This window comes from Leucobacter japonicus, from assembly GCF_001273855.1.
Taxonomy (GTDB): Bacteria; Actinomycetota; Actinomycetes; order Actinomycetales; family Microbacteriaceae; genus Leucobacter; species Leucobacter japonicus.
The window spans coordinates 25,405-50,818 of the sequence record NZ_JHBX01000080.1 but is presented as its reverse complement, the minus strand read 5'-3'; the positions used below and the strand labels follow the sequence as shown (position 1 = coordinate 50,818).

The following is a 25,414-nucleotide window of genomic DNA, read 5'->3' as shown; positions in this document are numbered from 1 at the left end:
TCGGATGAGGGTCGCGGGTGTTTCGCTGTGCAGGGCGCGTCAGGCGCGGGATCGCACAGCGCTATCGGCTCAGACGCGCACGAGCATCTTGCCCGTGTTGGCGCCGCGCATCATGTCGAGGAACGCGTCGACGGTGTGCTCGATGCCGTCCACGATCGTCTCGTCGTACGCAATCTTGCCGGCGGCGAACCACTCGCCCATGTGCTGCTGGAACTCGGGGGCGAGCTGCAGGTGCTTGCCGATCGTGAATCCTTCGAGCTTGAGCCCACGGGTGATCAGGTTGGCCATGTTGTCGGGGCCGGGCACCGGCGCCGAGGTGTTGTAGCCGACGATGGCGCCGCACAGCGCCGCTCGCCCGCCGTCGTTGAAGGCGTCGAGCGCGGCTTCGAGGTGGTCGCCCCCGACGTTGTCGAAGAAGACATCGATGCCCTCGGGTGCTGCGGCGGCGAGCTGCCCGCGCACGTCGCCATCCTTGTAGTTGAACGCCGCGTCGTAGCCGTACTTCTCGGTGAGCAGCGCGACTTTCTCGGCGGATCCCGCAGACCCGATAACACGGCCCGCCCCCAGGAGTTTCGCGATCTGACCGGCGGCCGTGCCCACGGCGCCGGCGGCGCCCGAGATGAACACCGTCTCGCCGGGCTGCAGGGCGGCGATGGCGGTGAGGCCGGCGTACGCGGTGAGACCGGTCATGCCCATGATGTGCAGGCGCAACGACAGCGGTACCCCGTCGATCTCGGGCACCACGCGGAAGGTCGCAGCGTCGGCCTGCACGAGATCCGACCAGCCGTGCTGGTGCAGCACGACGGCCCCCTCCGGCACCTCTTCAGAAGCCGAGGCGATGACGCGGCCGATCGCGCCGCCCTGAATCTGCGCACCAAGCGCGTAGGGCGCGACGTAACTGCGCACGTCGTTCATGCGGCCGCGCATGTAGGGGTCGACCGACACGAACTCGTTGCGCACGCGCACCTCACCCGGCTGCAGTTCACCGAGCTCGACCTGCACCGTACGAAAGTCGTCGTGCGTCGGCCAGCCACTCGGGCGGGCGGCGAGGTGAATCTGGGTGCTGCTGGCTGCGGTCATGGGCTTCCTCCTAGGGTGTGGGCGATCCTGCGCCCCGGCGATCGACTCGTGGTCAAGCTTTCGGGAACGATCGTTCCAATATATACTGGAACGACCATTCCCGAAAGGCGCACCCATGGCACGCACAGCTTCGTTCGACCGCGACGCCGTCGTGGGCGCCGCCATGGATGTGTTCTGGAACGTCGGCTACGAGGCCGCCGCCATCCCCGACCTCGAGCAGGCGACGGGGTTGAGCCGATCCAGCATCTACAACAGCTTCGGGTCGAAACGCGGGCTCTTCGACGCCGCGGTGCAGCAGTACCTCGACACGGTCATTCGGCCGCGCCTGCAGCCGCTCCTCGCCGACCCCGTCGCCCCCGACGCGATCACCGAGTACCTCACCGGACTGCGCGACGCCCTGGCCGACCGCGCCACGCTCGCGGCCCGCAGCGGGTGCCTGCTGATCAACTCGGCCGGCTCGCCGATCGGCGAAGACTCCGCGGTCGCAGCGACCATCGCGAGCTACCGTGCCGGATTGCGGGCGACCATCGGGCGCGGCATCGGCGCACGACTGCCCAGGCTCGACACAGCGGTGGCGGATCGCCTGGCCGACGCCTGCACCGGCCAGGTCGTGGCCGCACTCGCCCTGGCCCGCATCGACGCGCCAAGCGCGGGTGCAGCGATCGACACGGCACTCGCGCTCATCGCCGCGGCGTAGGGCCGGCGGGCCCCGGCCGGCAGCACTGCGTTTGCTTGCGAGCGGGGTCACTTCTGGAGGGTGTTGTTGGCGCCACACCGTCCGAAAGCGACCCCGCTGCCATGGGGCGAGCGCCCTACAGCGGGCGCAGCGTCACCTGCTGGTCAGCGGCGAGCGCGAGCAGATCTTCGTCGTGACTGATGAGGATCACCACCGCCCCCTCCGCCGCCACGGCACGAATGTGCTCGGCGATCGACTGCAGGTGCCGGCGGTCGACGCCCGAGCTGGGCTCATCGAACACGACCACGCGCCGCCCGGCGACGCGAGCCGCCGCGATGACGAGCCGCTGCTGCTGCCCGCCCGAGAGCGAGAGCGGGTGGCGGTCGGCGAGTGCGTCGAGATCGAGGGATCGCAGCAGCGCGTCGAGCTCTGCAGCGTCGGGCGGGGAGCCGTCGCGCAGCTGCGCGGCCAGTTCGAGCTCGGCGGAGACGCTCTCGGTGAAGAGCTGCCGCTGCACGTCTTGCATGACGATCGCGCTCGCTCGCTGCCGGGCGCGGGCGCTGAGCACCCGCCCGTCGAGCGAGATGGTGCCGCTAGCCCGCTGCAGCCCGACGATGGCGCGCACGAGCGTCGACTTGCCCGAGCCGTTGATGCCGCGGAACGCGGTGACCGATCCTGCCGGAATCGCGAGCCGGTCGATGTCGAGCACGGTACGCGCACCGAAGCGCACGCGCACGTCGTCGAGCACGAGCGCGCCATCGGATTCGGGAGCGTCCGTGCCCACCGACGTGGTCGCGACGCTCCGACCCGACGCCGCAAGCACCGGAACCTCGGCGAAGCGCACACGCCCCCGCAGCCCCTCCGAGGCGAGCGTCTCGTCGGAGACAGCGCGGAACTCTGCGGCGCTCCACTGCGCGTCGATGCGTCCGGATCGCATCACGACGACGCGATCCACCAGCTCTTCGAGATAGCGCAGTCGGTGTTCGGCGACGACGATCGTGACCCCGCGCTGCTTCAGTTCGGCAAGGGTTGCCGCGAGGCGCGCCACCGCGTCGGTCGAGAGGTTCGCGCTGGGTTCGTCGAGCAACAGCATCTGCGGCGCGTGCGCCGTGGCGGCGACGACGGCGACCTGCTGCTGCTGACCTCCGGAGAGTCGCTGCAGGCGTTCGCCGACGGGCACGAACCCGTCGATGCGCGCGAGGGCGCGGCCGACACGCGTGCGAATCTCGGCGGGCGGAAAGCCGAAGTTCTCCATGGCGAACGCGATCTCTTCGGGCGCGGAGTCGGTGAAGAACTGGCGGCGCGGGTGCTGCAGCACGGTGCCGGTCACGAGGCCGATCGCGTCGAGCTCGACGGCGACCGTGTCGAGGCCCTGCACGGTGACCTCGCCGCTCAGCGCGCCCTCATCGTGGAAGTGGGGCACGAGCCCGTTGAGCAGGCGCAGCGCGGTCGACTTGCCCGATCCGCTGGCACCGCAGAGCACCACGAACTCTCCTGGGGTGATCTGCAGCGAGAGCCGGTCGAGCGAAGGGGTGTCGGCGTGCGGGTACGTCCACGTCGCCTCGGTGACCTCGGCGGCCGACGCGACTCCCGAAGCGGGCGCACTCATCGCGCACCTCCCGGAAGGCCGACGAGCGTTGCCGCGACGAGAGCTGCGACCACCAGCACCAGCACCGCATCCGCGATGCCGAACCGTGGCGGGTGCATCGCTGTCGGCGTACGACGCGAACCGAGGCCGCGCAGGATCGCCGACGCCGACAGGTCTTCGCTCGCCCGCAGACTCGCGGCGATCATCGGCACCGTGAACCGTTCGACGGCGCGCACCGGGTGGCGCACGAAGCCTGCGGCCCCGGCGAGCCCGCGCAGGCGCATCGCGTCGAGCACGGCGCGCGCTTCAGCAGCGACGAGCGGGAAGAACCGCAGCATGACGGCGAGCGTGACGGCCAACGCGCGCGGCGCGTGCCAGGCGCGGAGTGCGGCAGACAGTTCGGTTGGCGAGGTGGTCGCGATCAGGTGCATGCCGATGCCGGCGATCACCGTGAAGCGCAGGAAGTACGTGCCGCCGAAGGCGAAGATGGCGGTGACCGCGTTCGGCCACCACGCGGGCAGCCCCCAGCCGAGCACCGCGAGCACGGCGGCGGTCACCACGAGACTGAGTGCGCGTCGCCGCGCACCCTCCCAGAGGGCGAGGCCGACACCGAGCGCAAGAAACGCGGGCACGAAGCGCAGGCCGGCCGGGCTCATCGCGGTGATGCTCACGGCGACGACCAGCAGGATCTTCATGCGCGGGTCGAGGCCCCGTCGCTCGCCGCGCGCGGTGGCGCGATCGAGCGACGGGGCGACCGCGACCGGCGGCGAGGTGCGCAGCTCAGGCAAGACCGGCCTTGCGGAAATGCTTGCGCAGCACGGCACTGCCGAGCAGCCCGCCGAAGAACCCGAGCACCACGGTGGCGCCCCACATGATGAAGAGGGCCGGCAGCGACACGATCTGGTCGAACGCAGCGACGTACTCGGGGCCCATCTCGGTGAGGCCCGCCGACTGCAGGTACGCCGCACGGTCGAGAATGAGCGGGATCCACGGGCCCAGGAACCAGGCCGAGAATACGGTGTAGGTGCCGATCGCGGCCCACTTCGAGCGGTACTTGCCCGCTGCGAGCACGAACTCGGCGGCGACCGAGCACAGAATCGTGAAGAGCAGGCTCTGCCACGGGTGCCCCATCATGAAGTAGATGAGCGCGTTGACCGTGCCGAAGAGCGTCACCATGCCGGCGTGCTTCACGCGCGTCAGGAACAGCATGTACGGGATGCCTCCAGCAAGCGCGCAGAGCGGCACGATGATGAGCATCACGAGTGGGCTGATCGCTCCGATCATCGTGATCGCGACGATCACGATGAAGTAGATCACGACGAAGATCGCCACGTTGAGCAGGTCGCGCGCCGAGAAGCGGGCGCCGGTGCGGCGTGCGGCGGCCGGGCGATCCGGGGCCGCAGCAGCGGGCTGCGTTTCCGCCACAGGCTGCGCCGCAGGCGCTGCGGCAGTGGGTGAGATGGGTTCGGTCATGGAGTCGCTTTCTGGTGAGCGGTGATGGGGTCTGAATCTGGCGCGGGATCGCCGGCGAGCTGCCATCCCGAGGCGTCGACGCGCTCGTTCCAATAGCGCGCGTACGCCCCGCCGGCCTCGAGCAGTTCGGCGTGCGTGCCGGTCTCGCCGATGCCACCCGCGCCGTCGAGCATGACGATGCGGTCGGCGGTCATGATGGTCTGCAGACGATGCGCGACGACGACGAGGGTGCGGCCCGGACGAATCGAGTCGATGGCCTCGCCGATCGCGATCTCGTTGCCGATGTCGAGGGCGGCGGTCGCCTCGTCGAGCAGCACGATCGGCGCGTCCTTGAGCAGGGCGCGCGCGATCGACACGCGCTGGCGCTCACCGCCCGACAGGTTGGTGCCGCCCTCTCCGACGCGCGCATCCCACCCGCCGGGCAACCGCTCGACGATCTCGTCGACGCGCGCTCGAGAAGCAGCCGCGATCACCTCGTCGCGCGACAGGTCGGGGTTGCCGACCCACACGTTGTTGAGAATCGTGTCATCGAACAGGTACACGTCCTGGAACACCGGGGCGACCGCGGCCTCGACCGTGGCGGTGCCGAGTTCGGGAATGGGCACGCCGCCGATCGACACGGTGCCCGATTCCGCGTCGTAGAAACGCGCCATGAGCTTGGTGATCGTCGTCTTTCCCGACCCCGACGGCCCGATGATCGCGGTCATCTGACCCGGTTCTGCCGTGAAGGTGAGGCCGTCGAGCACCGGCGATCCGCCATACCCGAAGGTGACGTCGTCGAACGCGAACCCCCAGTCGGCAGGAACGGCGGGAGAGGCCGGCTCAGGCAGTCGGGTCTGCGACGCGAGATCGTCGAGCTGCTGCAGCGTCGTGCGCGCGACGGCGATGCCGCCGCCGAGGTCGCCCGCCGTGACGATGGGTTCGTTGAAGCGCACCCCCAGCACGAGCAGCGCGAGCAGTGTGGCAACGTCGATCGTGCCGCCGATCGCGAGCGTCGCTCCCACGATGAGCAGCACCGTGAGTGAGAGCTGCACGAGGCCGGCAAAGGTCGCGATGCCGGCACCGCCCGAGATGAGCATGCCCCGGTACGCGCGATGCTGATCTTGCAACGCCGTCTCGACCAATCGCTCAGCGATCGAATCATCACCCGCCGTGCGCAGCGCCGGCTGCACCCGCGCGAACTCGATGACGCGGTTCGACGCGTCGGCGACGGCATCGCTGTGCACCGCATCGCTGCGACCGATGCGCGCGCTCAGCCAGCGGTACCCGATGACGAGCACGGGCACCATCACGGTCATCGCCAGCGCGAGCCGCCAGTCGAAGAAGTACATGCCGACGAGCACTGTGCCCGGCGTCAGGAACCCGGTGATCACGGGGCGAATAAACGAGTAGGGCGTGTTCGAGACGAACATCGCGCCCTGCGTGGCGATGCCCGAGACCAGCCCGGTGCGGCTGCCGGCGAACCAGGCCACCGGAATATCGACGAGGCGCTGGCCCAGTGAGCCCAACAGCGAATCGAGAATCTCGGTGCTGGCGCGCATCGCGACCTGGCTCGCCGCCCAGAAGACCGCGGCGTACGCCACCGCGATGCCGGCGAGCCCGAGCAGCCAGCGGCCGGCGGTATCCGTGTCGCCGCCGAAGAGTGCGCGCAGCAGCGGCACGAGCACGAGGAAGGCGAGGCCCTGCAGAATCGCCGTGGCGACGATGCAGCTCAGCTCGACGACGAGCAGGCGGCGCGCTGATGGGGAGGCGTAGCTCCAGAGACGGCGGATCATGCGCGGGCTCCTTCGGGCAGTGAGCGGTCGTGATTCTGCTGATAGTCGTGCCACATGGTCGCGAACCGGCCGCCCTGGGCGACGAGCTCGTCGTGCGTGCCGCGCTCGATGACGCGGCCCTCGTCGAGCACTAGGATCTGGTCGGCGCCGACGATGGTGTGCAGTCGGTGCGCCACGACGAGCACGCTGCGCCCTGCGGCGAGCGTGCTGAGGGCGCGCTGGATCGCCGCCTCCGAGTCGGGGTCGGCGAACGCGGTGGCCTCGTCGAGCACGAGAATCGGCGCGTCGGCGAGCAGCGCCCGCGCGATCGTGACGCGCTGCGCCTCACCGCCCGAGAGGTTCGCGTCGTCGCCGACCACGGCGTCGTAGCCGCGCTCGAAGCGCAGAATACGATCGTGGATCTGCGCGGCGCGCGCCGCGGCCTCCACCTCCGCATCCGTCGCATCGGGGCGGGTCAGGCGGATGTTGTCGCGCAGGCTCGCGCGCAGCGTCTGCACCTCTTGGAACACGAACCCGACCTCGCGGTAGAGCGCGGTCGTCTCGACCTGCTGCACGTCGGCGCCACCGATTGCCACGGTGCCGGCGTCGGCGTCGTAGAAGCGCGGCACGAGCTTCGCGAGGGTCGACTTGCCCGAGCCAGATGCCCCGACGAGCGCGGTGACCGTTCCCGGAGCGCACTGCGCGGCGATCTCGTGCAGCACGGGGTGTTCGGGGTCGTAGCCGAACGTGACGTCGTCGAATGCGACGCCGTTGCCCTGCACCTGCTCCGGGGCCGCCGGCTGCGTCACCGTCGGCAGCGCGAAGAAGTCGGCGAGCGACTGCTGCGCCTTCGTCGCGTTGCGCAGGAACTGGCCCGACGAGCCGAGCTTCATGAGCGGTCCGGTCAGGCTGAGCCCGAGCAGAATGCCGGGCAGCAGGTCGATCGGCTGCGAAACTCCGGCGCCGACGAGCCACAGCCCCACGGCGAGAATCCAGAGCAGCACGATCACCGGCGAGGTGATGACCTCGATCACGGTGAACAGCAGACCCGTCTGGCGGGTCCAGTCGCCGACGAAGCGCACGTACGCGCCCGTCGCATCGCGATATCGCGCGTGGCTGCGGCCGACCTGACCGAAGCGCTTCACCACGGCGATGCCGTGCACGAACTCCACCGTCGCGCCCGCAAGCGCCGCCGTCGCCGCGTCGTACTGCGCGAACTTCTCGGCGCCGCCGCGCATCATGATCGGGTAGATGATGAGGGTCAGAATCAGCGGAACGAGTGCGGCGACCGCGAGCTGCCACTGCACCGTCCAGAGGTAGACGACGCAGATCACCGGCACGAGCACCGCGGTGATCACGTCTTGGATCGCGTGGGCGACGAGCTGGTGCAGGGCGACGACGTCGTTCTCGACGAGCTTGCGCACCGTGCCCGACGATTTCTGGTCGAACCATCCGAGGGGCAGACGCCGCAGGTGCCCGATGATGCGGCGCCGCAGCGAGAGCTGCAGCTCGGCATCCGCGAAGTGGCTCACCAGCGCCGAGAGGAACGCGGCGATGAAGCTCGCGAAGAGCGCGATCCCGGCGATGACCACGATGAGCCACACGCGGGCCGCGTCGACGGAGTTGCCGTCGAGTGCCGGCATGAGGGTGCGGGCGAGTTCGACGATGGCGATGTAGGGCACCACGCTGCCGACGGCGCCGACGACGCTCAGCGCGATGATCGCCGCGAGGCTGCCGCGTACGGGTGCGAAGAAGGACGGTGGGTTCGCCGCGGGTGCGGCGTCGGAATTCTGGCTCATCCCAGACCTTTCAGATCTTTAATGAGAATGATTATCACATACTCAAGCGAACGGTGTTCTAATGGAGATGCGAACGGTGTTCGAATCGAGCGCATCTGCATCTCAAGTTAGGCCACCCTGAGTTTAATCAGATGTTTGCCGTTCGCGCAGGACGAGTACGAAATTTCGCAGGAGAACCATGCCACAACCCACCGCGAGTGCCGGCCCCGACGCCATCGCGCCGGCCGCCGCGCCCGCCTTCCACGTCGGCCTCACCCCCGAGGCCGTCATCGACGCCGCTACCGAACTGACCCGCGAGTCGCACCTCTTCGTGTGGTCGATCCGCGACCTTGCGCGGCGCATCGGCGTCTCGCAATCGGTCGTTTACCACCACGTCGGCGGCAAGGATCTGCTGTGCCGCCGCGTCGTCGAGCGCGTGCTCGAGCGCGCCCCGCTGCCCGATGACGCGCTCGATTGGGAAGCCTGGTTCCGGGAGCTCCTCTACGACCTCGGCCCCCTTGCCCACGAGTTCCCAGGAGTCGCGAAGTGGGCGCTGATGCACGGGCCGACACTGCCGGTCATGCTGCCCATCCTTGAGCGTGGCATGGCTCACCTGCATCGGGCCGGCTTCGGCCCCCTCGCCCCTTCCGCCTATGCGGTGCTGCTCAACACCGCCACGCTCACCGTCTCGATCGCCGACGACCGCCTGCAGCACGAGGGCGACGGGCCGCGGGATCACGCGAGCATGATGCAGGAGTTCGAAACGATGCCGCAGGCCAGTCGCGCCGTGCGCGAGATGGGTCAGGAGTTCATGCGCCCGTTCGCCGAGGGCGGTGCTGCGGCGGAACGGGTGCGCAACGAGTACTACCGCTTCGCCATCGACACGGCGATCGCCGGCCTCGCCGTGCGCCTCGCCGACCACCTCGCCGCGAGCCCCGCGGCCGAACTTGACGTCACCGAACCCGAATGATCCCGCGCATGACCGCGACGCCCGCCGTCGACCCCGCCACCGGCCAGAATGCCGTCGTTGCCGACGCCGAGGCCGCTCCCGCACCCGCTCAGAAGCCGCAGATTCCGCTCGTGCTCGGCTCGGTGTTTCTCATCTACCTCGGCCAGATGACCCTCAACCCGATCATTGCACCGCTCTCGCGCGAGGTCGGGCTCGCCGAGTGGCAGATCGGCGTGACCATCAGCATCGCCGCGCTCATGGTCGTGCTCACCAGCCAGTTCTGGGGCCGTCGGTCGCAGTCGTGGGGCCGCAAGCCCGTGCTCGTCGCCGCCAGCGCGATCGCCGCGTCGACCATGGCACTGTTCGCCGGTCTGGCGCAGCTCGGCATGGCCGGCATCGTCACCGGAGCCACGCTGTTCGTGCTCTTCATCGTGCTGCGCGGCATCGGATTCGGCACCGCGATGGCCGCCGTACCGCCCACCGCTCAAGCGTACATCGCCGACGTCACCACCGACGAGGCCGCTCGGGTGAAGGGCATGGCGGGGGTCGGTGCCGTGCAGGGCGTCGCCATGGTCGCGGGCGCCGTGCTCGGCGGAGTGCTGGCCACGGCCGGGCTCATGGCTCCCCTCATCGCCGTGCCGCTGCTGCTCACGGCCGGGCTGATCCTCGTCGCATTTCGTCTGCGCCGCGAGCCGCGCACCGCGCTGATCGACGAGCCCGTGCACGTGCGGGCCTTCGACACACGCGTCTGGCCGTTTCTGCTCGCCGGCTTCGGCATGTTCACGGCACTCGGGTTCATCCAGGTGATCACGGGCTTCATCGTGCAGGATCGCCTGCACCTCGACGCCCGCACCACCGGGCTGGTCACCGGCGGGGCGCTGCTCGCGGCCGGCCTCGGCATGGTCGTCGCTCAGGCCGTGATCGTGCCGCGCACCGGCTGGCAGCCGCGCACCCTGCTGCGCGTGGGGTCGCTGATCGCGCTCATCGGGTTCGGCGCACTGATCGCCGACGCCGGGGCGGTGCTGCTGTTCGTCTCGATTTTGCTCATCGGGCTCGGCCTCGGCATCGCGATGCCGGGGTACACCGCAGGCCCGTCACTGCTCATGGCGCGCGACGAGCAGGGCGGCCTCGCCGGGCTCATCGGCGCGACGAACGGCCTCACCTTCGTGATTGCACCGACGCTCGGCACCGCGCTCTATGGCGTGTGGGCGCCGCTGCCGGTCATTCTCGGGGCCGGCGTCATGGCAGTGGTCGCCGTGTTCGTGTTGCTGCACCCGCGCTTCCGCGCGACCCCTGCTGCTGGCCCCGCGCCCGCCGCTGGCTCCGCCCGCGCTTAATCGGATTGGGGTAACTTCGGACCAGTGCTGCGCGGATTATCGGGCCGCGCACTGGTCCGAAGTTACCCCAATCGCACCAGGTGCGCCTGCCTAGCGCGCTGCGACCGCCACTGGCTCCGCGCGAAGAGCGCCCCGACGGCGCCCAGCACCACGAGCGCACTGCCCACCACTGGGAGCCCGAACGCCGAACCCGCTACACCGGCCAGCGGATAGGTGACCAAGAAGCACGCGTGCGAGAGCGAGAACTGCGCCGCGAACACAGCCGGGCGGTGCGCCTCGTCGCTCGCGCGGCGCAGCAAGCGCGCCGAAGGCGTCAGAATCGTCGACGTCGCGGCTCCCAGCAGCAGCCACAGCACGAGCAGCGCGATCCAGCGCCATGCGGCATCGCCGCCGACCGGCACCGCAAGCACCCCCACGACCCCGAGCAGCAGCACGGGCAACACCATGCCGCCGCCGAGCATCACGCGGCGGTCGAGCAGCGACTCGAGCAGCTTCGGCATGCCAAGCGCAACGATCATCGACCCAGCACCGTACGCCGCGAGCAGCAGCGCGACATCGGCTTGGCTGCGACCGAGCTCGCCGCGCACCACGACGACCGTGTTCACGATGACCATCGCCGTCGTCGTGGCGACGACGAGGTTCAGGCCCATGAGTCCGCGCAGTTCGGCGCTCGCCCAGAACGCGCGCACGCCGCGCGTCAGCCGATCGATGAACGGTGCCGGGGCAGGCGCAACGATTACCGGGAATCGCGACAGCATCACGAGCACCGCAGACACCAGGAAGCCGATCACCGTGCCGACGAACAGGTCGTGATACGCCACGACCGTGAGCAGCGCCGCCGCCAGCACGGGGCTCACCAGCGATTCGAGATCGTAGGCGAGTCGCGACAGCGAGAGCGCCCGGGTGTAGTCGCGTTCGTCGGGCAGCACCGACGGAATCACCGCCTGAAACGTCGGCGTGAACGTCGCCGACGCCGACTGCAGCACGAAAATGAGCACGTAGATGTGCCACGCCTCGGTGACGAAGGGCAACGACACCGCGACGCCGGCGCGCAGCAGGTCGGAGGCGATGAGCACCGGCCGGCGCGGCAGACGCGACACGAGCGCGGTGGTGACCGGCGCGACCGCCACGTAGGCGACCATTTTGATGGTCATGGCGATCCCGAGCACGATGCCGGCATCGCCGCCGGCGATCTCGAATGCGAGCAGGCCGAGTGCGACAGTGAGCAGGCCGGTGCCGAGCAGCGCGATGATCTGCGCCGCGAACAGCTTGGCGTAGGTCGCGTTGCGCAGCACCGCAATCATGCGCGGCCGTCTACCGTGTGCGGGATCGCCTCACCCTGCGGCGCGTGATGGTGCGGGGGCAGTTGGCCGTTCGACACCGCGTGCTCGGCCTGCTTGATGGCTTCGGTGACGAGCGCGAGCGCGTGCTCATCGGTGAGCCGGTAGTACACGCTGGTGCCCTCTTGCCGGGTCGTGACCATGCGCGCCATGCGCAGTCGGGCGAGGTGCTGCGAGACTCCCGACGGCTTCTTGCCGACCGCTTCGGCGAGCGCGTTGACGGGAAGCTCATCCGCACCCCGCAAGGCGAGAATGATGCGGATGCGCGTGGGATCGGCCAGCAGCCCCAGCACCTCGGCGGCGAGGTCAACGAACTCCGAGCTGGGGTTCATGCCACATACTCTCTTATCCGCATTCATACGCAGATAGTAACACTATATCGCTCACCTTCGCCAGGGTGGCCCGAGGAGCGGCGCTCAGCTGCGATCAGCAGAAAATCTGCACCCAGAGGAATGGTTCAGCCTCGATCTGAGCCGCTGAGCGCAAATCCGCCGCTGAGGGTAACGCGTTAGCGGGCCGGGCGATCCGCCGCGTCAAGATACTGCGCCAGGAAGGTGCGCGCCGCGAGCTTCATCTCAGCGATGATCGCGTCATCGCGGTGCCCGGGGCGGAAGAACGCGAGTTCCATCCCCTTGTCGAGGATGCCGAGGTACAGGTGCATGACGGCGAGCGGGCTGGGCTGCATCGCGTCGAGCGCGCGCTGCGGCAGGCCGGAGATGAGGTGGTGGGCCATCCGCAGGTCGTGCTCGCGGTTCGTCGCGGCGATCTCGCCGGTGAGGGTCGAGGTGTACATCAGTGTGCGGAAGGCCAGCCCGGGGTCATCGGCGAACTCGATCATCACGTCGGCCCCGGCGTCAGCGCGTTCGGCCCAATCCGCGCCACCGAGCGAGTAGTCGGCTGCGGCGAGTCGGCGATCCAACTCGTCCAATTCGCGCCCCACCAGCACATTCAGCAGCCCCTCGCGGCTCGCGAAGAACCGGTAGATCGTGCCCACCGAGACGTCGGCCTCGGCGGCGATGCGCGTGGTCGTGGCGGCCTCGGCCCCGTCGGTGGTGATGATGCGCTGCGCCACCTCAAGCATGCGCGCCACCTTCGCCTCGCTGCGGGCCTGTGAGGGGAGCCGTCGAACGTGCGTCATCGCAGCTCCTCTCTGGGCCGGCGGCGAGCGCGGCCGGTTACGCCCACGCTACCAAGGCGCAACGCGGCTAGGCTGCTGCGCATGACGAGCAGCCGCGACGCGTACCCCGAGCCGGTGCACCTCGGCGACCTGCCGATGCGGTTCTGGCTCGGCGTCGTCTGCATGGTCGTGGGCGCGGCCGGCGCGACCTTCGCCGGTATGTTCGCTCACTTCGGCTTGCTGCCAGCGCTCGAAGCGCAGGTGAATCCGTTTTTCTCGGGCGCCCTCCTCTTTGGGCCGGCGATCATCTGCGTGGCGGCCGGCATCTGCGGCACGGTGCTGCTCGTCGAGCGGCAACGCGGCAGCTACGTGCCGCTCCTCGCGATTCCGCTCTACATCGTGAACTTCCACGTCTCGAGCTTCTTCCTCGCGCGGTAGTGCCGGGAGCACGCGGTCGGTGCTCGCATCGAGGGCTCGGAATTGCGCGTACGCGTCAGCTGCCCATGATGCGGCGCGACCCCCATCGCCGCATGGCGAAGACGCACGCGAACGCGACCACGGCACCGAACAGCACCGCCTCCACGCGCAGCACTCCGAGCGCCACCGCCGAGTATTCCGACGACGTGGTGAGCAGCACCGCCGGTGTCAGGAAGAGCACGAACCGCCGGTAGTCTCCCGCGTTCAGGAACGCGACGCAGAGCACCATGCAGACCACCGCGGCGATCAGAGGAACCGGTGCCGGCAGCTGGGCGAGCAACGTCGCGAGCACGGCGCCGACCACCGATCCGACGAGTCGAGCGTACCCGCGCTCCAGTCGCTGCTCGGGCGCGAACGAGAGCACCAGGGCGAACGTCAGCAGCGCCCACCCGGTGTACGGAAAATGCACGAGCTCGCCGACCACCGAGATGACGACCGCGCCCGCAGCCGTGGCGACGCCATAGGCGAGGCGATCCGACATCGATTTCGGATCGACCAGCCGCCGCTCGCGCGAACGCGTCACGAGTGAGAATCCGAGCACCACAACCGCGCCGATGCACGATCCGAGCACCACGCTCCAGAGCTGCGCACCCGACTGGCCCAGCGACGCGAACGCGAGCAGATTGACGGGCGAGCGGGTGAGCAGCGCCGTCTCCCCCACCGTCACGATGCCCTGCACGAGCGACACCACCACCAGCGCAACGAGCGTCGCCACGAGCCCGTGCCCGCCGACCATATACCCGAGCAGCGCAACCAGCACCGCCCACAGGGCCGCCTGCGCACGCACGCGCCAGCTCTCGGCGCGCATCACCGCGAGCAGCATGAGAATCGTCACGAAACCCGCCGCGGCGGTGTTCGGCCCGATAGCGAGTCGGCTCGCGCCGAGGATCGCCGCCGCGAGCGCAACCAGCGCGCACGCGACGAGCAGGTGCCTCGCCGTCACCGCGAGGGTTACTTCCCGGAGCCGACGAGTTGCTGCACCGCGCGTGCGATCGCCGCGAAATCATCGCGCTTCTTCGCGACATACTCGAGCGCGGTCACCCCGGTCGCGAGCACGCTCAGCGCGTCTTCGCCGACGTCGACGAACTGACCGCTGACGTTGCCGGTGAGCCCTCCCTCAAGCGCCAAGCGGCTGACCAGCTCGAGCTTGCGCGCTCCCGAGCCAGGAGCGAAGTCGAGCTCGTCGAGGTTGACCCAGACGATGCCCGGTCTCGTCGTCGACTCGAAGACGTAGCGCTTGTTCGTGAGGTCGAGCACGACCTGCCAGATCGTCTGCGAGGCGTCGGGTTTGCCCGGTTCGGGGGTGCGGAACGGCTGGGCCGCGTTGCGCATGATGCTGAACATCGCCGCGATCGCGTCGACCTGCGTCTTCGGCTGCACCTGGTGCTGCACGTAGTACGACGCCCGGGCGAAGCGATCAGTGGCGAGCGTCGAACCGGGCAGGGGGCGGTCGCCGCCGAGCCCCTCGTACTGACGCACGAGTTCGAGCTGCTGGTCAAAGGTCGGCGAATTCGTCATGACCTGGTAGTCGCGGCTGTGGTACACCCGCGGCGTGCCATCGGTGTACTCGATGATCGCGGAGTCACCCGTCGCGTCGTTGATCGCAAGGTGCAGCGTCGGCACGAGGTGGCCGGTCGGGTCGAAGAGCTGTGAGATCTGCACCTGCGACTCATTGGTCCAGGCAACCGCCTCGGCGACCGTCGCGAAGTTGTCGAGATAGTACTGCAGCCAGACCGCCTGGCTGAGCTGCGTCGCGCTCGCCCCCGGCGTGCCGTAGTCGGATTCGGCCAGCCACAGAATGTGACCGGCGAAGCCCGCCTCATTCATGCCGTCGGTCGCGACGAGGTCGAAGGCCGTCGCGACGATGCTGCCGTAGGTCGACGTCCACGTCAGCTCTCCGTCGACACCGTCAGTGCGCTCGATGCCGCGCGGATACTTCCACAGGTTGGTGAGCAGATCCATGTGGAAGTCCATGTTGCGGCCAACGATGACCGATCCGTTCGCGTCCGGCCAAACGACTCGTGTGCACATGCTCTGCCCCGGTTCTCTCGATGGACTCCATGCAACGCCCCTGAGACGCCGCTGTGCCGAGCCTATCCCGGGAGTTGGTCGGGGCACCAGATTTGGCGCGACAGTGGCGGGTGCGTTCGCGCTGCCCGACCCGCCACCGTCTGCGCTCAGAGGAAGATCTGCACTCAGCGGAACCCCGTAGGCCAGGTCGGTTCCGCTGAGCGCAGATCACCCGCTGAGTGTGGAGCCGGCCGAGCGCAGACCCTGCTTAGCGCAGATCCCGCTCAGCGCAGACCACCCCTACACCCCCAACCGCTCCTCGAGCGCCCCGAATGCTGCGTCGAGCGCGTCGAGCCCGAACTCGATGTCGTCGGCGGTCGAGCTGAGCGGCGGCGCGATCGTGAGCGTGTTCGCGGTGAACGTGAACGTGAGCATGTCGCGCTTCAGGCACTCCTCGGCGACGAACTCGGCGGCGTTGAAGGCGGGCGCCGCGTCGAGGCCGGGCACGAACCAGCGGTCGTGCGGCGAGAAGCGTTCACCCGCGGGAGAGGTGATGTCGATGCCCCAGCCGAATCCGCGCCCGCTGATGCTGGCAATGGTGGGGTGGCGATCCTGCATCTCGCGCAATCGCGCCTCGATGCGCGCTCCGAGCTCGGTGACGCGATCCAGAATCCGCTCATCGTTGACGGTTTCGATCGTCGCGGTGATCGCGGCCGTCGCGAGCGGGTGCCCCGAATTCGTCGACACCGAGTACCAGACCCCCGCGTTGAGCACGTCGCTGATCGCCCGCGAGACGAGCACCGCCCCGGCCGGCGCCGCCGAGCTGCCGATGCCCTTCGCGGTGACGAGCAGATCGGGTGCGACGCCGGTGTGCTGGTACGCCCACCACTTGCCCGAGCGCCCGGCGCCGGCGATCGCTTCGTCGTCGATCCAGAGGATGCCGAGCCGCGTCGTGAGTTCGCGGATGCCCTGCACGTAGGCGTCGGGCACGCGGAATCCGGCTGCGCCCTTGTAGATCTCGAACATGAACGCGGCGACCTGGTTGGGTCCCTGCGCGCGGATGAGCCGCTCGGTCTCAATCAGGCAGCGCGCCACCTCGGCGTCGTCGGCCAGCGGCCCGGGCGTCGGCGCGGCGAGGTAGGGCGGCTGGTCGGTCGGCACGCTGAGGTACGCATCGGGATCCGCAGCGTGGAAGATATTGCGCATGTGCGGCAGGGAGGTCGCGGCCGCCGAACTCGACGTCCACCCGTGGTAGCTGGCCTGCGCGACCACGATCCGTGGCCGCTGCGTCACCGTGCGGGCGATGAGGATCGCCATTTCGACCGCCTCCGACCCCGACGACACGAAGCGGCAGCCGCCCCAGTGCTCGGGGTCGCCGGTCTCCTGCGTGAGCAGCCGCGCCGCGGTGACTCGCGAGTCGTGCAGCATGATCTCGCTAACGTAGTCGATGCCGTCGACCGCGCGGTGCAGCGCCTCCGTGATGCGCGGGTGCTTGTGGCCGATGCCGACGCACATGTACTGACTGTGGAAGTCGAGGATGCGGCGACCATCCGCGAGGGTCAGCCAGGCGCCCTGCGCATCGACGACGCGCATCGGGTCGTAGTCGTCGCGGCGGGCCTCGATCGGAATGGCGTAGTCGTACTCGGCGAGTGCGGTTGCGACTGCGGGCGCGGTCTCGGCGGCGGAATGGGCGGCGGTGTCGCGGGTCATGCGGGTTCCTTTCGGGGTGCGGTCTGCAGTTCGGGTGCCGGATCACCGGAGGCCGGGCGATCCGCCCCACCCCGCAGCAGCAACCCGACAAGGCCCGCCACCGCCGGAACCGCCGCGATCACCACGCTCACCGGCACCGACAGCGCGGTGACCAGGGTGAACTGGCTGAGCACGATGATGAGGGTCGCGACGAGCACCAGCACGGCGATCGCGGGGATGATGCGCAACCGCCACAGATTGCGCCCGCGCGCCGCCGCCCCACGGAAGTACACCCACACGGCGATCGACGTCAGGATCATGAGCAGCAGGAATCCGACGGCCGCGACGCCGGCCATGAACCCGTAGATCTGGGCGATCGGGTTGAGGCCGATGAGCACGAGCGCGAGCAGCAGCACGGCGGCGCTGACCGACTGCGTGAGCGAGGCGGTCGAGGGCGAGCGGTGCTTCGCATGGATCGCGCCGACCCGCGCCGGCAGCAACCCGTTCTGGCTCATCGCGAGCAGGTAGCGGGCGATGACGTTGTGGAACGACAGCGCGCACGCGAAGAGCGACGTGATGAGCAGCACCTGCACGATGTGCCCCGTGGCCACGCCGAGGTACTGCTGCATCGAGTCGGTGAGCATCGTGCCGTCGCCGTTGATCGAGGTCACCGCGAGGTCGACCGCCTGCCCGGGGTGCACGGCCGCGATGAGCGCGAAGCCCGAGATCGCGTAGAAGCCGCCGATCAGCAGCACGGAGATGTACGTGGCGCGGGGCAGGGTGCGATCCGGATCGCGCGCCTCGTCGCGGAACACGACCGTGGCCTCGAACCCCATGAACCCGGCGATCGCGAAGGTGATGGCCGCGGCGACGCCGGGGTCGAAGACGGTGCTGAGCGGCGCGAAGGATCCCCCGACGTTCGCCCCACCGCTCGTCGCAAAGACGACCGCGTCGTACACGACGACGATCAAGATCTCTGCGGCGAGCGCGACGCCGAGCACCTTGGCGCTGAGCTCGATGTGGCGGTACCCAAGGAGAGCCGTGATCGCAATGAACAGGAATGAGTAGACCCACCAGGGAAGGTCGACGCCGACGTATCCGGAGACGAGGGAGTTGGTGGCGACCCCGAGGAAGCCCCACACCGCGCACTGGATGCATGTGTAGGCGACGAGCGCGATCGCCGCGGTCGCGTTGCCGGGGCGGCGACCGAGCCCGAGGGCGACGTACGAGAAGAACGCGCCACTGTTGGTGACGCGCGGTGACATCGCGACGAAGCCGACGGAGAAGAGCAGCAGCACGACGGCCGCGATGATGAAGGCGTAAGGGGCGCCATTGCCGTTGCCGAGCGCGATGGCGAGGGGAACGTTGCTGCTGACGACGGTGAGCGGGGCGGCCGCGGCGACGACCATCAGCACGATGCTCGTCACCCCCAGGCTGCCCTGCAGCCGGGGTAAGGCGGGGTCTGGAGTGTGAGTCATGGGGAGCTCCTGCACGAACGACGGTGTTGGTGGGGAGCGGGCACCAGCGCTGGCGTCCGCAAAACATGAAAGATATTCATGTTTTGCAATAGAGTACTCCTGCGGGCCGAGATGCACCAGTGCGGGTGCAGTGGAGGCGCACCCCTGCCCCCCGCCTGCGAGCGGGGTCACTTTGGGAGCGTGTCGCCGGCGGCGCACCGTCCCAAAGTGACCCCGCTCCGCGAGTCTCCCCTCAGCCGAGAAACTCCCCCACCACGTGCATGAACTCCTCGCGCTCCTCCCAGTGGGGCATGTGGCTCGACGCTTCGAAGCGCACCCAGCTCACCTGCGGAATCCGCTCGACGAACGGCTGCACCACGGCGTCGGTCGCTTCGTCGTAGGCTCCGTTGAGCACGAGCGTCGGCACTTCGATGCGGTCGAGCCGGTCGATCACACTCCAGTCGCGAAGCGAGCCGATCACCATGAACTCGCTCGGCCCGTTCATCGCGTGATAGACCGTCGGATCAGCGTCGAGCAGGTCGAACGTGCGCTGCACCGGCGCGGGCAGCGGCTGCACGCGGCAGACGTGGCGGGCGTAGAACACGTCTGAGGCGGCAAGGTACTCGGGTGCCGTGAAGTCGCCGATGGATTCGAAGTGCGCGATCGCGTCGCGCGTCGCTTCCGGCAGCTCGGCGCGCAGCCCGAGCGCCGCCTCGCGCCAGAGCGGCATCGATGCCGGCGAGTCGGCGATCACCAGGCGGCGCAGCCCGCGCGGTCGGCGCACCGCGTGCTCCGATCCGAGCATGCCGCCCCACGACTGCCCGAGCAGGTCGTATTGCTCGACACCGAGGTGCGCGAGCAAGGTGTCGAGTTCCTCGAGAAACAGCTCGGTCGTCCAGAAGTCGCGGGGCGCGTCGGGCAGGTGGGTGGAGCGCCCGCTGCCGAGCTGGTCGTAATAGACGACCGGGCGATCCTGCGCGAGATCGTCAAGGCTCAGCAGGTAGTCGTGCGTGCACCCGGGCCCGCCGTGCACAGCGATGAGCGGAACCTCGCCCGGGGCGATGCGTGCACCAGCCCCGGCGGTGGCGACGCCACGGGCGATGCGAAAGTAGGTTCTGCCCTCCCGCCACTCGCAAGTGCCCTCGGCAACCGTCACTTCGGTCGCGGTCGCGGTCGCGGTCGCGTCGGTCGGGTTCAGATCAGTCACGGTGCTCCCTTGCTCGCAGACGGCCCTCGGGCTCCGATGCGCCGAGGGCGGGGCCGGTGCGCGGCGCGATGTCGCGACCGGTCTGGGTTCAACGGTAGAGAAGAATCGCGCCCGCCCGCGATCACTTTTGCGTCAACGCGCGCTCGTTCGTGTGCACCCCGCTTCCGGGCCACCCCGCTTCACACCGCGGTGCGAAACTCCCGTTGCCGCGTCGCGAGCGCGGCAACCAGCGCGCATCCGGCGAAGATGATCAGCGCGGTGGCGAGCGACGCCGCAGACGTGCCGCCGGCGAGCAAGATCCCCGTGCCGAGCGCGACCGCGAGCGTCGCCGCCAAACGCTGAGTGAGCTGCAGAAACGATGCGGCCACCCCCGCCATGCCCTGCGGCGCTCGGGCGAGGGCAAGCACGCGAATCATGGGCTCGGAGACTCCGCTGCAGATGCCGAGGCCGACCTGCACCACGACGATGAGCACGAGCAATGGTGCGGGATCCAGCGCCAACGCACCGCCCGCAAGCAGCAGCATGCCCACGCTCTCCGCACCGACCCCGCCCGTCACCAGCGGCGCTCCCCACCGTGCGAATGCCCGGGCACTGTACCGGGCGGCGACGAGGCGAGCGGCGGCCCCGGGCAGCATCAGCGCGGCGAGCAGGAGCGCCGGGGTGCCGAGGTGCTGCAGCACGTAAATGGTGAGCACCGTGCTCGAGCCGAGCAGCGAACCGAACCAGAGCATCGCGACCGCATTGCCCGCGAGGAAGCCGCGCTCGCGCATGAGCGCCGGGGCGAAGAGCGGCAATCGACCACGGCGGCCGTAGCGGCGTTCCCAGAACACGAGCGCGATGGCGAGCACGACGACGATCGCGAAGATCCCGGCAGTGAGCGCGACGGGCAGCCCGGGGTCGATCACCGGCAGCGTGATGAGCACGACGATGCCGCCGAGCAGGGCGATGCCGGGCAGATCGAGCGCGATGGGGCCGCGCGCTCGCACCGGGTCGGCGGGCAGTTGACGCCAGACGATCCAGATCGTCGCGAAAATGGCGGGCACCGGCAGCAGCAGCACGATGCGCCAGGCAGGGTCGGGCGTGGCCAGCAGCAGCACCGCCCCGGCCAGCAGCGGTCCCGCCATGCCCGCCGCAGCACCGGCGGCGGTGTACGCCCCGAAGGCGCGAATCCGCTCCGTGCCGTGGAAGTGATCTTGGATCAGGCCGAGCACCTGAGCGCTCACCAGCCCGGCACCGAGTCCCTGCACGAGGCGCCCGGCGATGAGCGTGACGGCGACGGGGCCGAGGGCCGAGGTGCTCGCCCCGACGAGAATCAGCGCGAGGCCGAGCAGCAGCGGCCGACGGCGGCCGAGGGCATCGCCGATGCGCCCGCCCGGCACGAGCCCGAGGCCGAACGTCAGCGAGTACACGGCGAGAAACCACTGCACGGTGGCGGCTGAGGCGCCGGATCCCGAGACGAGTGCCGGCGCGGTGTAGGCGATGACGGCGGCGTCGAGCAGCGTGGCGAACCCCGCCCCGACGCAGCTGAGCAGGGCGGCCTTGCGGTGTTCCACGGGCTCCCTTTCCGGCTCCGGGCGGCCGGTTCCATTCGACGCGACGGCGGGATTCGAACCCGCTACTCCTCGGTATGACCCGCGCACCGGAACCATCCGGATCGCCGCGATGATGTCGAGGTTAGACGGGCCTCCAAGTTCGCGGGCGAGCATGACCGTTCGTGACGGTGTGCGACGCCGTGTGACGCGAGCGCCGCAGCACTCCGGCGATTGTCGGTGGCGCTCAGTAGCATCGTGCGCACGTCCCCGTGATCACCCGAACGGAGTTCTCGCATGACCGAATCGCTCTCGCAGCACCCGTTCGCGCTGGTGCCGGATCACCGGGCCGTCGATACGCTGCTCGAACCCTGGTTCGCAGCGGCGACCGACCCGGCACTGCCGCACCTGCGCCGGCATCGCGAGCCACTCGTGTTCGGCCCCACCCCGGTGCACCGACTCGATCGACTGCGCGACGCGCTCGGCGGCGGGCCGCGCCTCTGGATCAAGCGCGACGATCAGACCGGCCTCGCCCTCGGCGGCAACAAGGCGCGCAAGCTTGAGTACCTCATCGCCGAGGCGCGCGCGGCGGGGGCCGACACGCTCGTGACGGTCGGCGCCGTGCAGTCGAATCATGCCCGGCAGACCGCTGCGGCCGCAGCTCGCGCCGGCCTCGACGCGCTGCTCGTGCTGCGCGTGCCGGCCGGCATCTCGGTGGGGCGTCGCCGCTCGGGCAATGTGCTGCTCAACGAGTTGCTCGGCGCCGCGGTCGAGTACGTCGACGAGACCCCCGAAGACCCGCACCCCGAGCGCGCTGCCGCTGAAGCAGCACTCGAGCGACTGCGCGCGGCCGGGCGCACCCCATTCTTCATTCCGAGCGGTGGGTCGACCCCGACCGGCGCACTCGGCTACGTCGAATCGTTTGCCGAGATCGCCGCGCTCGCTATGCGCGGCCTCACGTTCGACGAGATCGTGGTCGCGTCGGGCAGCGGCGGCACCCAGGCCGGACTTCTGGCCGGGCGCGAGCTGTTTCCGGAAGCGGGCCGGCCTCGCGTGCACGGTGTCGCCGTGTCGCCCGGCGCTCCCGAACTCGCGGCCGGGGTCGAGGCGCACCGCGACGAGGTGCTCGCTCGCTTCGGTGCGGGTGCGGGTGCGGCTGTCGCTGGCTCTGCCCCTGCGAACGTGGAGGAGGCGTCGGCAGACCCGGCGATCCTGAGCCACGATCAGGTGGGCGACGCCTATGGAGCGCTGACGCCCGCCGCCATCGAAGCGATCGAGCTGTTCGCGCGCACCGAGGGCGTGCTCCTCGACCCGGTGTACACGGCGAAGGCGGCCGCCGCGCTCATCGCCGGGGTGCGGGCGGGGGCGTACGCTGCTGATGCCGACGTGCTGTTTCTACACACCGGCGGGGCTCCCGGGCTCTTTGCGTACGCCGAAGATCTGCCCCGCGCGAGCGCCGCTCCCGTCGATACCGGAGCGGGCGCGTGAGCGAGACGTTCGCCGCGTTCGAGCAGCTCACGGCCGACGAGCTCCTCGCGCGCGGCTCCTCGAAGTGGACCACCCACCCCGGAACGATCGGTTCGTTCATCGCCGAGAGCGACTTCGGCACCGCCCCCGCCGTCACCCGGGTGCTGCAGGAGCGCGTCGCTCACGGCACGCTCGGCTACTCGACGAAGCGCGAGAAAGAACTCGTCGCCGAATCCCTGTCTCGGTGGCTGCAGCACCGGCACGGGTGGGAGGTACCTGCCGAGCAGATCGGCGTGCTGCCCGAGGTGCTCACCGCCCTTGAGATCACGCTCGATCACTACACCGAGCCCGGCACCCCCGTTGTCGTGCCGACCCCGAACTACATGCCGTTCTTCACTCTGCTGCGCGATCACGGTCGCGAGGTCGTCGAGACGCCGCTGCTGCAGCGCGACGACACCTGGGAGTTCGACTACCAGCGCATCGACGACGCCTTCGCGGCGGGCGCGCGCCTGCTGGTCCTCGTGAACCCAGCGAACCCCACCGGCACGGTGTTCACCAGAGAACAGCTCCTGCCGCTCGTCGACATCGTCGAGCGGCACGGCGGGCGCGTGTGGGCCGATGAGATCCACGCCCCCATCATCTATGACGAACGCGAGCACGTTCCCTACGCCACCCTCTCGCCCGAGGCGGCGGCGCACACCATCACCGCGACCTCCGCGTCGAAGGGGTGGAACATTCCGGGCATCAAGTGCTCGCAGATCATCTTCTCGAACCCGGCCGACGCGAAGGCTTGGCCGCAGATCGGGAGGTGGCCGTCGCACACCACCGGCCATTTGGGCGTGCTCGGCACGATCGCCGCATTCGACGAGGGCCGCGACTGGCTCGACGACCTCGTCGCGCACCTCCAAGGCCATCGCGACCGCTTCGCCCGGCTCGCGGCCGAGCACCTGCCGCTCGCCCGTCTCGTGCCGGCGCAGGCGACCTACCTCGGCTGGCTCGACCTCCGCGCCTACGAGGTGCGCGAGAGCCTGCAACGGCTGCTGCTGCGCGACGCGAACGTGGCCGCGACCGACGGCCGGCACTGCGGGCGCGATTTCCGGGGCTTCCTGCGTCTCAACTTCGCGACGCCGGGCGCGATCCTCGACGACACCTTCGCGCGCATCGCGGCCGCGCTCCCCGCGGGGCCCACACCTCGATGAACCACTCACCCATCCCCACACCCCACGTGCTGCTTGCGCAGAGGGGATGGGTGGGAGTCTGAAGTCGACCGGCTCGGGGTTACCCGAATACTCCGGCCGACAAGTATCGCTCACCCGTGTCCGGGATCACCGCGACGATCGTCTTCCCCGCGTACTCGGGGAGGCGCGCGAGGCGCAGAGCCACGGTGAGCGTCGCCCCGGCCGACGAGCCGACGAAGAGCCCCTCTTCGCGCAGCACGGTGCGCGCGGTCGCATACGCTTCTTCGGCCTCGACCTGCTGAATCTCGTCGGGCACGGTCGCGTCGTAGTTCGGGGGCAGCTGATCTTCGTCGATCCCCTCGACCTGGTGCACGCCGTCGATCTCGGCGGGGTGGGTCTGCTCTGCGCTCGGCAGCGACGCCTCCCCCGGCTCCGCGACCACGACGCGAACGGAGGGGTTCTGCTCTTTCAAGTACCGGCCGGCGCCCGAGACGGTGCCCCCGGTGCCGACACCGGCGACGAACACGTCGATCTCACCGCGGGTATCGCGCCAGATCTCTGGCCCCGTCGTCTCGTAGTGGGTCTGCGGATTGACCGGGTTCGAGAGCTGGTTCGTAATGTATGCGTCCGGGTTCTCCTGCTCGATCTTCTCGAACAGTTCGGCGAGCCCATCGGGGTCGATGAAGATGCCGTTCGGCACCGAGACGAGTTCGACGCCGAGCGCCTCCAAAATCTTGCGCTTGTCGGGGCTCGTGTTGTCGCCGAGGTAGAACTTCGTCGGGTAGCCGCGTGCGGCGGCGATGGCGGCGAGCGCGATCCCGGTGTTGCCGCTCGTGATGTCGACGATCGTCTTCCCCGGCCGCAGATCGCCCTGCGCCTCGGCATCGCGAATGATGGCCCACGCGATGCGATCTTTCACACTCGACAACGGGTTGAAGAATTCGACCTTCGCCAGAATGCGCGCCTGCGCTCCCCCGCGCTCGGCGAATCGATGCAGTTCGAGCAGCGGCGTGTTGCCGATGAGCTCCGTGATGTCGTGCGCGATCGGGCGGGCAACGCTCGCTTCGACGGGAGCACTGCCGCGAACGCTGGCGGCTGCGTCGCCGACGGTGTCGACGGAATCGGCGGTCTCGATCGCGGTCATCTGTGCTCCTCACGGTGTGCCCCGCGGGGCTCCGCGGTGGGCCCACACTACGAGGCATTGCCCAGGCCCCGCGAGCATCGGCGTCACGCGGATTCACGCGGCGTCACACCCGGCAACATCATGAATCGTGATGAACGTCGGGCCGCCTGCACCGCCCGACGCCT

Annotated in this window: 22 protein-coding genes; 6 read left to right on the top strand and 16 right to left on the bottom strand. The window is 69.4% G+C overall.

Translation table 11 applies throughout. The features are described 5' to 3' along the window. Positions 1 to 69: 69 nt before the first annotated feature. Entirely contained in the window at positions 70 to 1,080 is a 1,011-nt protein-coding gene (locus tag AMS67_RS03950; protein WP_053386207.1) for an NADP-dependent oxidoreductase, read from the bottom strand. Positions 1,081 to 1,195: 115 nt separating this feature from the next. Between AMS67_RS03950 and AMS67_RS03945 the strand changes: the two genes are divergently transcribed. After that, complete coding sequence (locus AMS67_RS03945) at positions 1,196 to 1,777, top strand: TetR/AcrR family transcriptional regulator (RefSeq protein WP_053386206.1); 582 nt, start codon at positions 1,196 to 1,198, stop codon at positions 1,775 to 1,777. A gap of 115 nt (positions 1,778 to 1,892) precedes the next feature. On the opposite strand, the gene AMS67_RS03940 is transcribed toward AMS67_RS03945, so the two are convergent. The 5 genes from AMS67_RS03940 to AMS67_RS03920 are packed head-to-tail and all read right to left on the bottom strand — an operon-like array spanning position 1,893 to position 8,370. Beyond that, positions 1,893 to 3,365, bottom strand: coding sequence for an ABC transporter ATP-binding protein (locus tag AMS67_RS03940; RefSeq protein WP_053386205.1), 1,473 nt, complete (start codon positions 3,363 to 3,365; stop codon positions 1,893 to 1,895). Next, complete coding sequence (locus AMS67_RS03935) at positions 3,362 to 4,132, bottom strand: energy-coupling factor transporter transmembrane component T (RefSeq protein WP_241487985.1); 771 nt, start codon at positions 4,130 to 4,132, stop codon at positions 3,362 to 3,364. The genes AMS67_RS03940 and AMS67_RS03935 overlap by 4 nt, the downstream gene beginning before the upstream one ends. After that, positions 4,125 to 4,817, bottom strand: a complete 693-nt coding sequence (locus AMS67_RS03930) for an MptD family putative ECF transporter S component (RefSeq protein ID WP_082305273.1) — start codon at positions 4,815 to 4,817, stop codon at positions 4,125 to 4,127. Before AMS67_RS03930 ends, AMS67_RS03935 begins: the two co-directional genes overlap by 8 nt. Further along, positions 4,814 to 6,592, bottom strand: coding sequence for an ABC transporter ATP-binding protein (locus AMS67_RS03925; protein WP_053386204.1), 1,779 nt, complete (start codon positions 6,590 to 6,592; stop codon positions 4,814 to 4,816). Before AMS67_RS03925 ends, AMS67_RS03930 begins: the two co-directional genes overlap by 4 nt. Then, a complete protein-coding gene (locus AMS67_RS03920) occupies positions 6,589 to 8,370 on the bottom strand; it encodes an ABC transporter ATP-binding protein (RefSeq protein ID WP_053386203.1) in 1,782 nt (593 codons plus the stop codon). Before AMS67_RS03920 ends, AMS67_RS03925 begins: the two co-directional genes overlap by 4 nt. A 178-nt stretch (positions 8,371 to 8,548) precedes the next feature. Between AMS67_RS03920 and AMS67_RS03915 the strand changes: the two genes are divergently transcribed. Next, on the top strand, positions 8,549 to 9,319 hold the full coding sequence (locus tag AMS67_RS03915; protein WP_053386202.1) for a TetR/AcrR family transcriptional regulator: 771 nt from the start codon (positions 8,549 to 8,551) through the stop codon (positions 9,317 to 9,319). A gap of 8 nt (positions 9,320 to 9,327) precedes the next feature. Further along, on the top strand, positions 9,328 to 10,635 hold the full coding sequence (locus tag AMS67_RS03910; protein ID WP_053386231.1) for an MFS transporter: 1,308 nt from the start codon (positions 9,328 to 9,330) through the stop codon (positions 10,633 to 10,635). Between the two features lie 62 nt (positions 10,636 to 10,697). Here AMS67_RS03910 and AMS67_RS03905 read toward each other — a convergent pair whose 3' ends face one another. The 3 genes from AMS67_RS03905 to AMS67_RS03895 all read right to left on the bottom strand — a co-directional run bounded on the left by AMS67_RS03905 (position 10,698) and on the right by AMS67_RS03895 (position 13,113). Further along, the gene (locus AMS67_RS03905) at positions 10,698 to 11,939 is read right to left on the bottom strand and encodes an MFS transporter (RefSeq protein ID WP_053386201.1); all 1,242 of its coding nucleotides are present in this window, start codon (positions 11,937 to 11,939) and stop codon (positions 10,698 to 10,700) included. Then, positions 11,936 to 12,307 (bottom strand): ArsR/SmtB family transcription factor, encoded by a 372-nt coding sequence (locus tag AMS67_RS03900; protein ID WP_053386200.1) that lies wholly within the window; start codon positions 12,305 to 12,307, stop codon positions 11,936 to 11,938. Before AMS67_RS03900 ends, AMS67_RS03905 begins: the two co-directional genes overlap by 4 nt. 176 nt (positions 12,308 to 12,483) lie before the next feature. Next, positions 12,484 to 13,113, bottom strand: coding sequence for a TetR/AcrR family transcriptional regulator (locus AMS67_RS03895; RefSeq protein WP_053386199.1), 630 nt, complete (start codon positions 13,111 to 13,113; stop codon positions 12,484 to 12,486). 81 nt (positions 13,114 to 13,194) lie between these two features. Between AMS67_RS03895 and AMS67_RS03890 the strand changes: the two genes are divergently transcribed. Then, complete coding sequence (locus AMS67_RS03890) at positions 13,195 to 13,530, top strand: hypothetical protein (protein ID WP_053386198.1); 336 nt, start codon at positions 13,195 to 13,197, stop codon at positions 13,528 to 13,530. Between the two features lie 55 nt (positions 13,531 to 13,585). Here AMS67_RS03890 and AMS67_RS03885 read toward each other — a convergent pair whose 3' ends face one another. From AMS67_RS03885 to AMS67_RS03860, 6 genes are all read right to left on the bottom strand, one after another. After that, positions 13,586 to 14,512 (bottom strand): FUSC family protein, encoded by a 927-nt coding sequence (locus tag AMS67_RS03885; protein WP_053386197.1) that lies wholly within the window; start codon positions 14,510 to 14,512, stop codon positions 13,586 to 13,588. 8 nt (positions 14,513 to 14,520) lie between these two features. After that, positions 14,521 to 15,600 carry a linear amide C-N hydrolase gene (locus AMS67_RS03880; protein ID WP_053386196.1) on the bottom strand — a complete coding sequence of 360 codons (1,080 nt, stop codon included), beginning with the start codon at positions 15,598 to 15,600 and terminating at the stop codon, positions 14,521 to 14,523. 279 nt (positions 15,601 to 15,879) lie between these two features. Beyond that, the gene (locus AMS67_RS03875; protein ID WP_053386195.1) at positions 15,880 to 17,289 is read right to left on the bottom strand and encodes a class-III pyridoxal-phosphate-dependent aminotransferase; all 1,410 of its coding nucleotides are present in this window, start codon (positions 17,287 to 17,289) and stop codon (positions 15,880 to 15,882) included. After that, positions 17,286 to 18,746, bottom strand: a complete 1,461-nt coding sequence (locus tag AMS67_RS03870; RefSeq protein ID WP_053386194.1) for an APC family permease — start codon at positions 18,744 to 18,746, stop codon at positions 17,286 to 17,288. Before AMS67_RS03870 ends, AMS67_RS03875 begins: the two co-directional genes overlap by 4 nt. Positions 18,747 to 18,978: 232 nt before the next feature. Next, positions 18,979 to 19,932, bottom strand: coding sequence for a proline iminopeptidase-family hydrolase (locus tag AMS67_RS03865; protein WP_241487984.1), 954 nt, complete (start codon positions 19,930 to 19,932; stop codon positions 18,979 to 18,981). Between the two features lie 179 nt (positions 19,933 to 20,111). Then, positions 20,112 to 21,485 carry an MFS transporter gene (locus AMS67_RS03860; protein WP_053386193.1) on the bottom strand — a complete coding sequence of 458 codons (1,374 nt, stop codon included), beginning with the start codon at positions 21,483 to 21,485 and terminating at the stop codon, positions 20,112 to 20,114. Positions 21,486 to 21,758: 273 nt separating this feature from the next. Here AMS67_RS03860 and AMS67_RS03855 point away from each other — a divergent pair, with 273 nt between their 5' ends. Beyond that, positions 21,759 to 22,949: a pyridoxal-phosphate dependent enzyme gene (locus AMS67_RS03855; RefSeq protein ID WP_053386192.1), complete on the top strand. Its 1,191-nt coding sequence runs from the start codon at positions 21,759 to 21,761 to the stop codon at positions 22,947 to 22,949. After that, the gene (locus AMS67_RS03850) at positions 22,946 to 24,127 is read left to right on the top strand and encodes a MalY/PatB family protein (protein ID WP_053386191.1); all 1,182 of its coding nucleotides are present in this window, start codon (positions 22,946 to 22,948) and stop codon (positions 24,125 to 24,127) included. The genes AMS67_RS03855 and AMS67_RS03850 overlap by 4 nt, the downstream gene beginning before the upstream one ends. 79 nt (positions 24,128 to 24,206) lie before the next feature. On the opposite strand, the gene AMS67_RS03845 is transcribed toward AMS67_RS03850, so the two are convergent. Then, positions 24,207 to 25,250: a PLP-dependent cysteine synthase family protein gene (locus tag AMS67_RS03845; RefSeq protein ID WP_082305271.1), complete on the bottom strand. Its 1,044-nt coding sequence runs from the start codon at positions 25,248 to 25,250 to the stop codon at positions 24,207 to 24,209. Positions 25,251 to 25,414: the final 164 nt, after the last annotated feature.

Bases quoted from the DNA above. Each gene is read 5' to 3' on its own strand.
- AMS67_RS03950 (WP_053386207.1), bottom strand. From the start codon at position 1,080: ATGACCGCAGCCAGCAGCACCCAGATTCACCTCGCCGCCCGCCCGAGT.
- AMS67_RS03945 (WP_053386206.1), top strand. From the start codon at position 1,196: ATGGCACGCACAGCTTCGTTCGACCGCGACGCCGTCGTGGGCGCCGCC.
- AMS67_RS03940 (WP_053386205.1), bottom strand. From the start codon at position 3,365: ATGAGTGCGCCCGCTTCGGGAGTCGCGTCGGCCGCCGAGGTCACCGAG.
- AMS67_RS03930 (WP_082305273.1), bottom strand. From the start codon at position 4,817: ATGACCGAACCCATCTCACCCACTGCCGCAGCGCCTGCGGCGCAGCCT.
- AMS67_RS03925 (WP_053386204.1), bottom strand. From the start codon at position 6,592: ATGATCCGCCGTCTCTGGAGCTACGCCTCCCCATCAGCGCGCCGCCTG.
- AMS67_RS03920 (WP_053386203.1), bottom strand. From the start codon at position 8,370: ATGAGCCAGAATTCCGACGCCGCACCCGCGGCGAACCCACCGTCCTTC.
- AMS67_RS03915 (WP_053386202.1), top strand. From the start codon at position 8,549: ATGCCACAACCCACCGCGAGTGCCGGCCCCGACGCCATCGCGCCGGCC.
- AMS67_RS03910 (WP_053386231.1), top strand. From the start codon at position 9,328: ATGACCGCGACGCCCGCCGTCGACCCCGCCACCGGCCAGAATGCCGTC.
- AMS67_RS03905 (WP_053386201.1), bottom strand. From the start codon at position 11,939: ATGATTGCGGTGCTGCGCAACGCGACCTACGCCAAGCTGTTCGCGGCG.
- AMS67_RS03900 (WP_053386200.1), bottom strand. From the start codon at position 12,307: ATGAACCCCAGCTCGGAGTTCGTTGACCTCGCCGCCGAGGTGCTGGGG.
- AMS67_RS03895 (WP_053386199.1), bottom strand. From the start codon at position 13,113: ATGACGCACGTTCGACGGCTCCCCTCACAGGCCCGCAGCGAGGCGAAG.
- AMS67_RS03890 (WP_053386198.1), top strand. From the start codon at position 13,195: ATGACGAGCAGCCGCGACGCGTACCCCGAGCCGGTGCACCTCGGCGAC.
- AMS67_RS03880 (WP_053386196.1), bottom strand. From the start codon at position 15,600: ATGTGCACACGAGTCGTTTGGCCGGACGCGAACGGATCGGTCATCGTT.
- AMS67_RS03875 (WP_053386195.1), bottom strand. From the start codon at position 17,289: ATGACCCGCGACACCGCCGCCCATTCCGCCGCCGAGACCGCGCCCGCA.
- AMS67_RS03870 (WP_053386194.1), bottom strand. From the start codon at position 18,746: ATGACTCACACTCCAGACCCCGCCTTACCCCGGCTGCAGGGCAGCCTG.
- AMS67_RS03855 (WP_053386192.1), top strand. From the start codon at position 21,759: ATGACCGAATCGCTCTCGCAGCACCCGTTCGCGCTGGTGCCGGATCAC.
- AMS67_RS03845 (WP_082305271.1), bottom strand. From the start codon at position 25,250: ATGACCGCGATCGAGACCGCCGATTCCGTCGACACCGTCGGCGACGCA.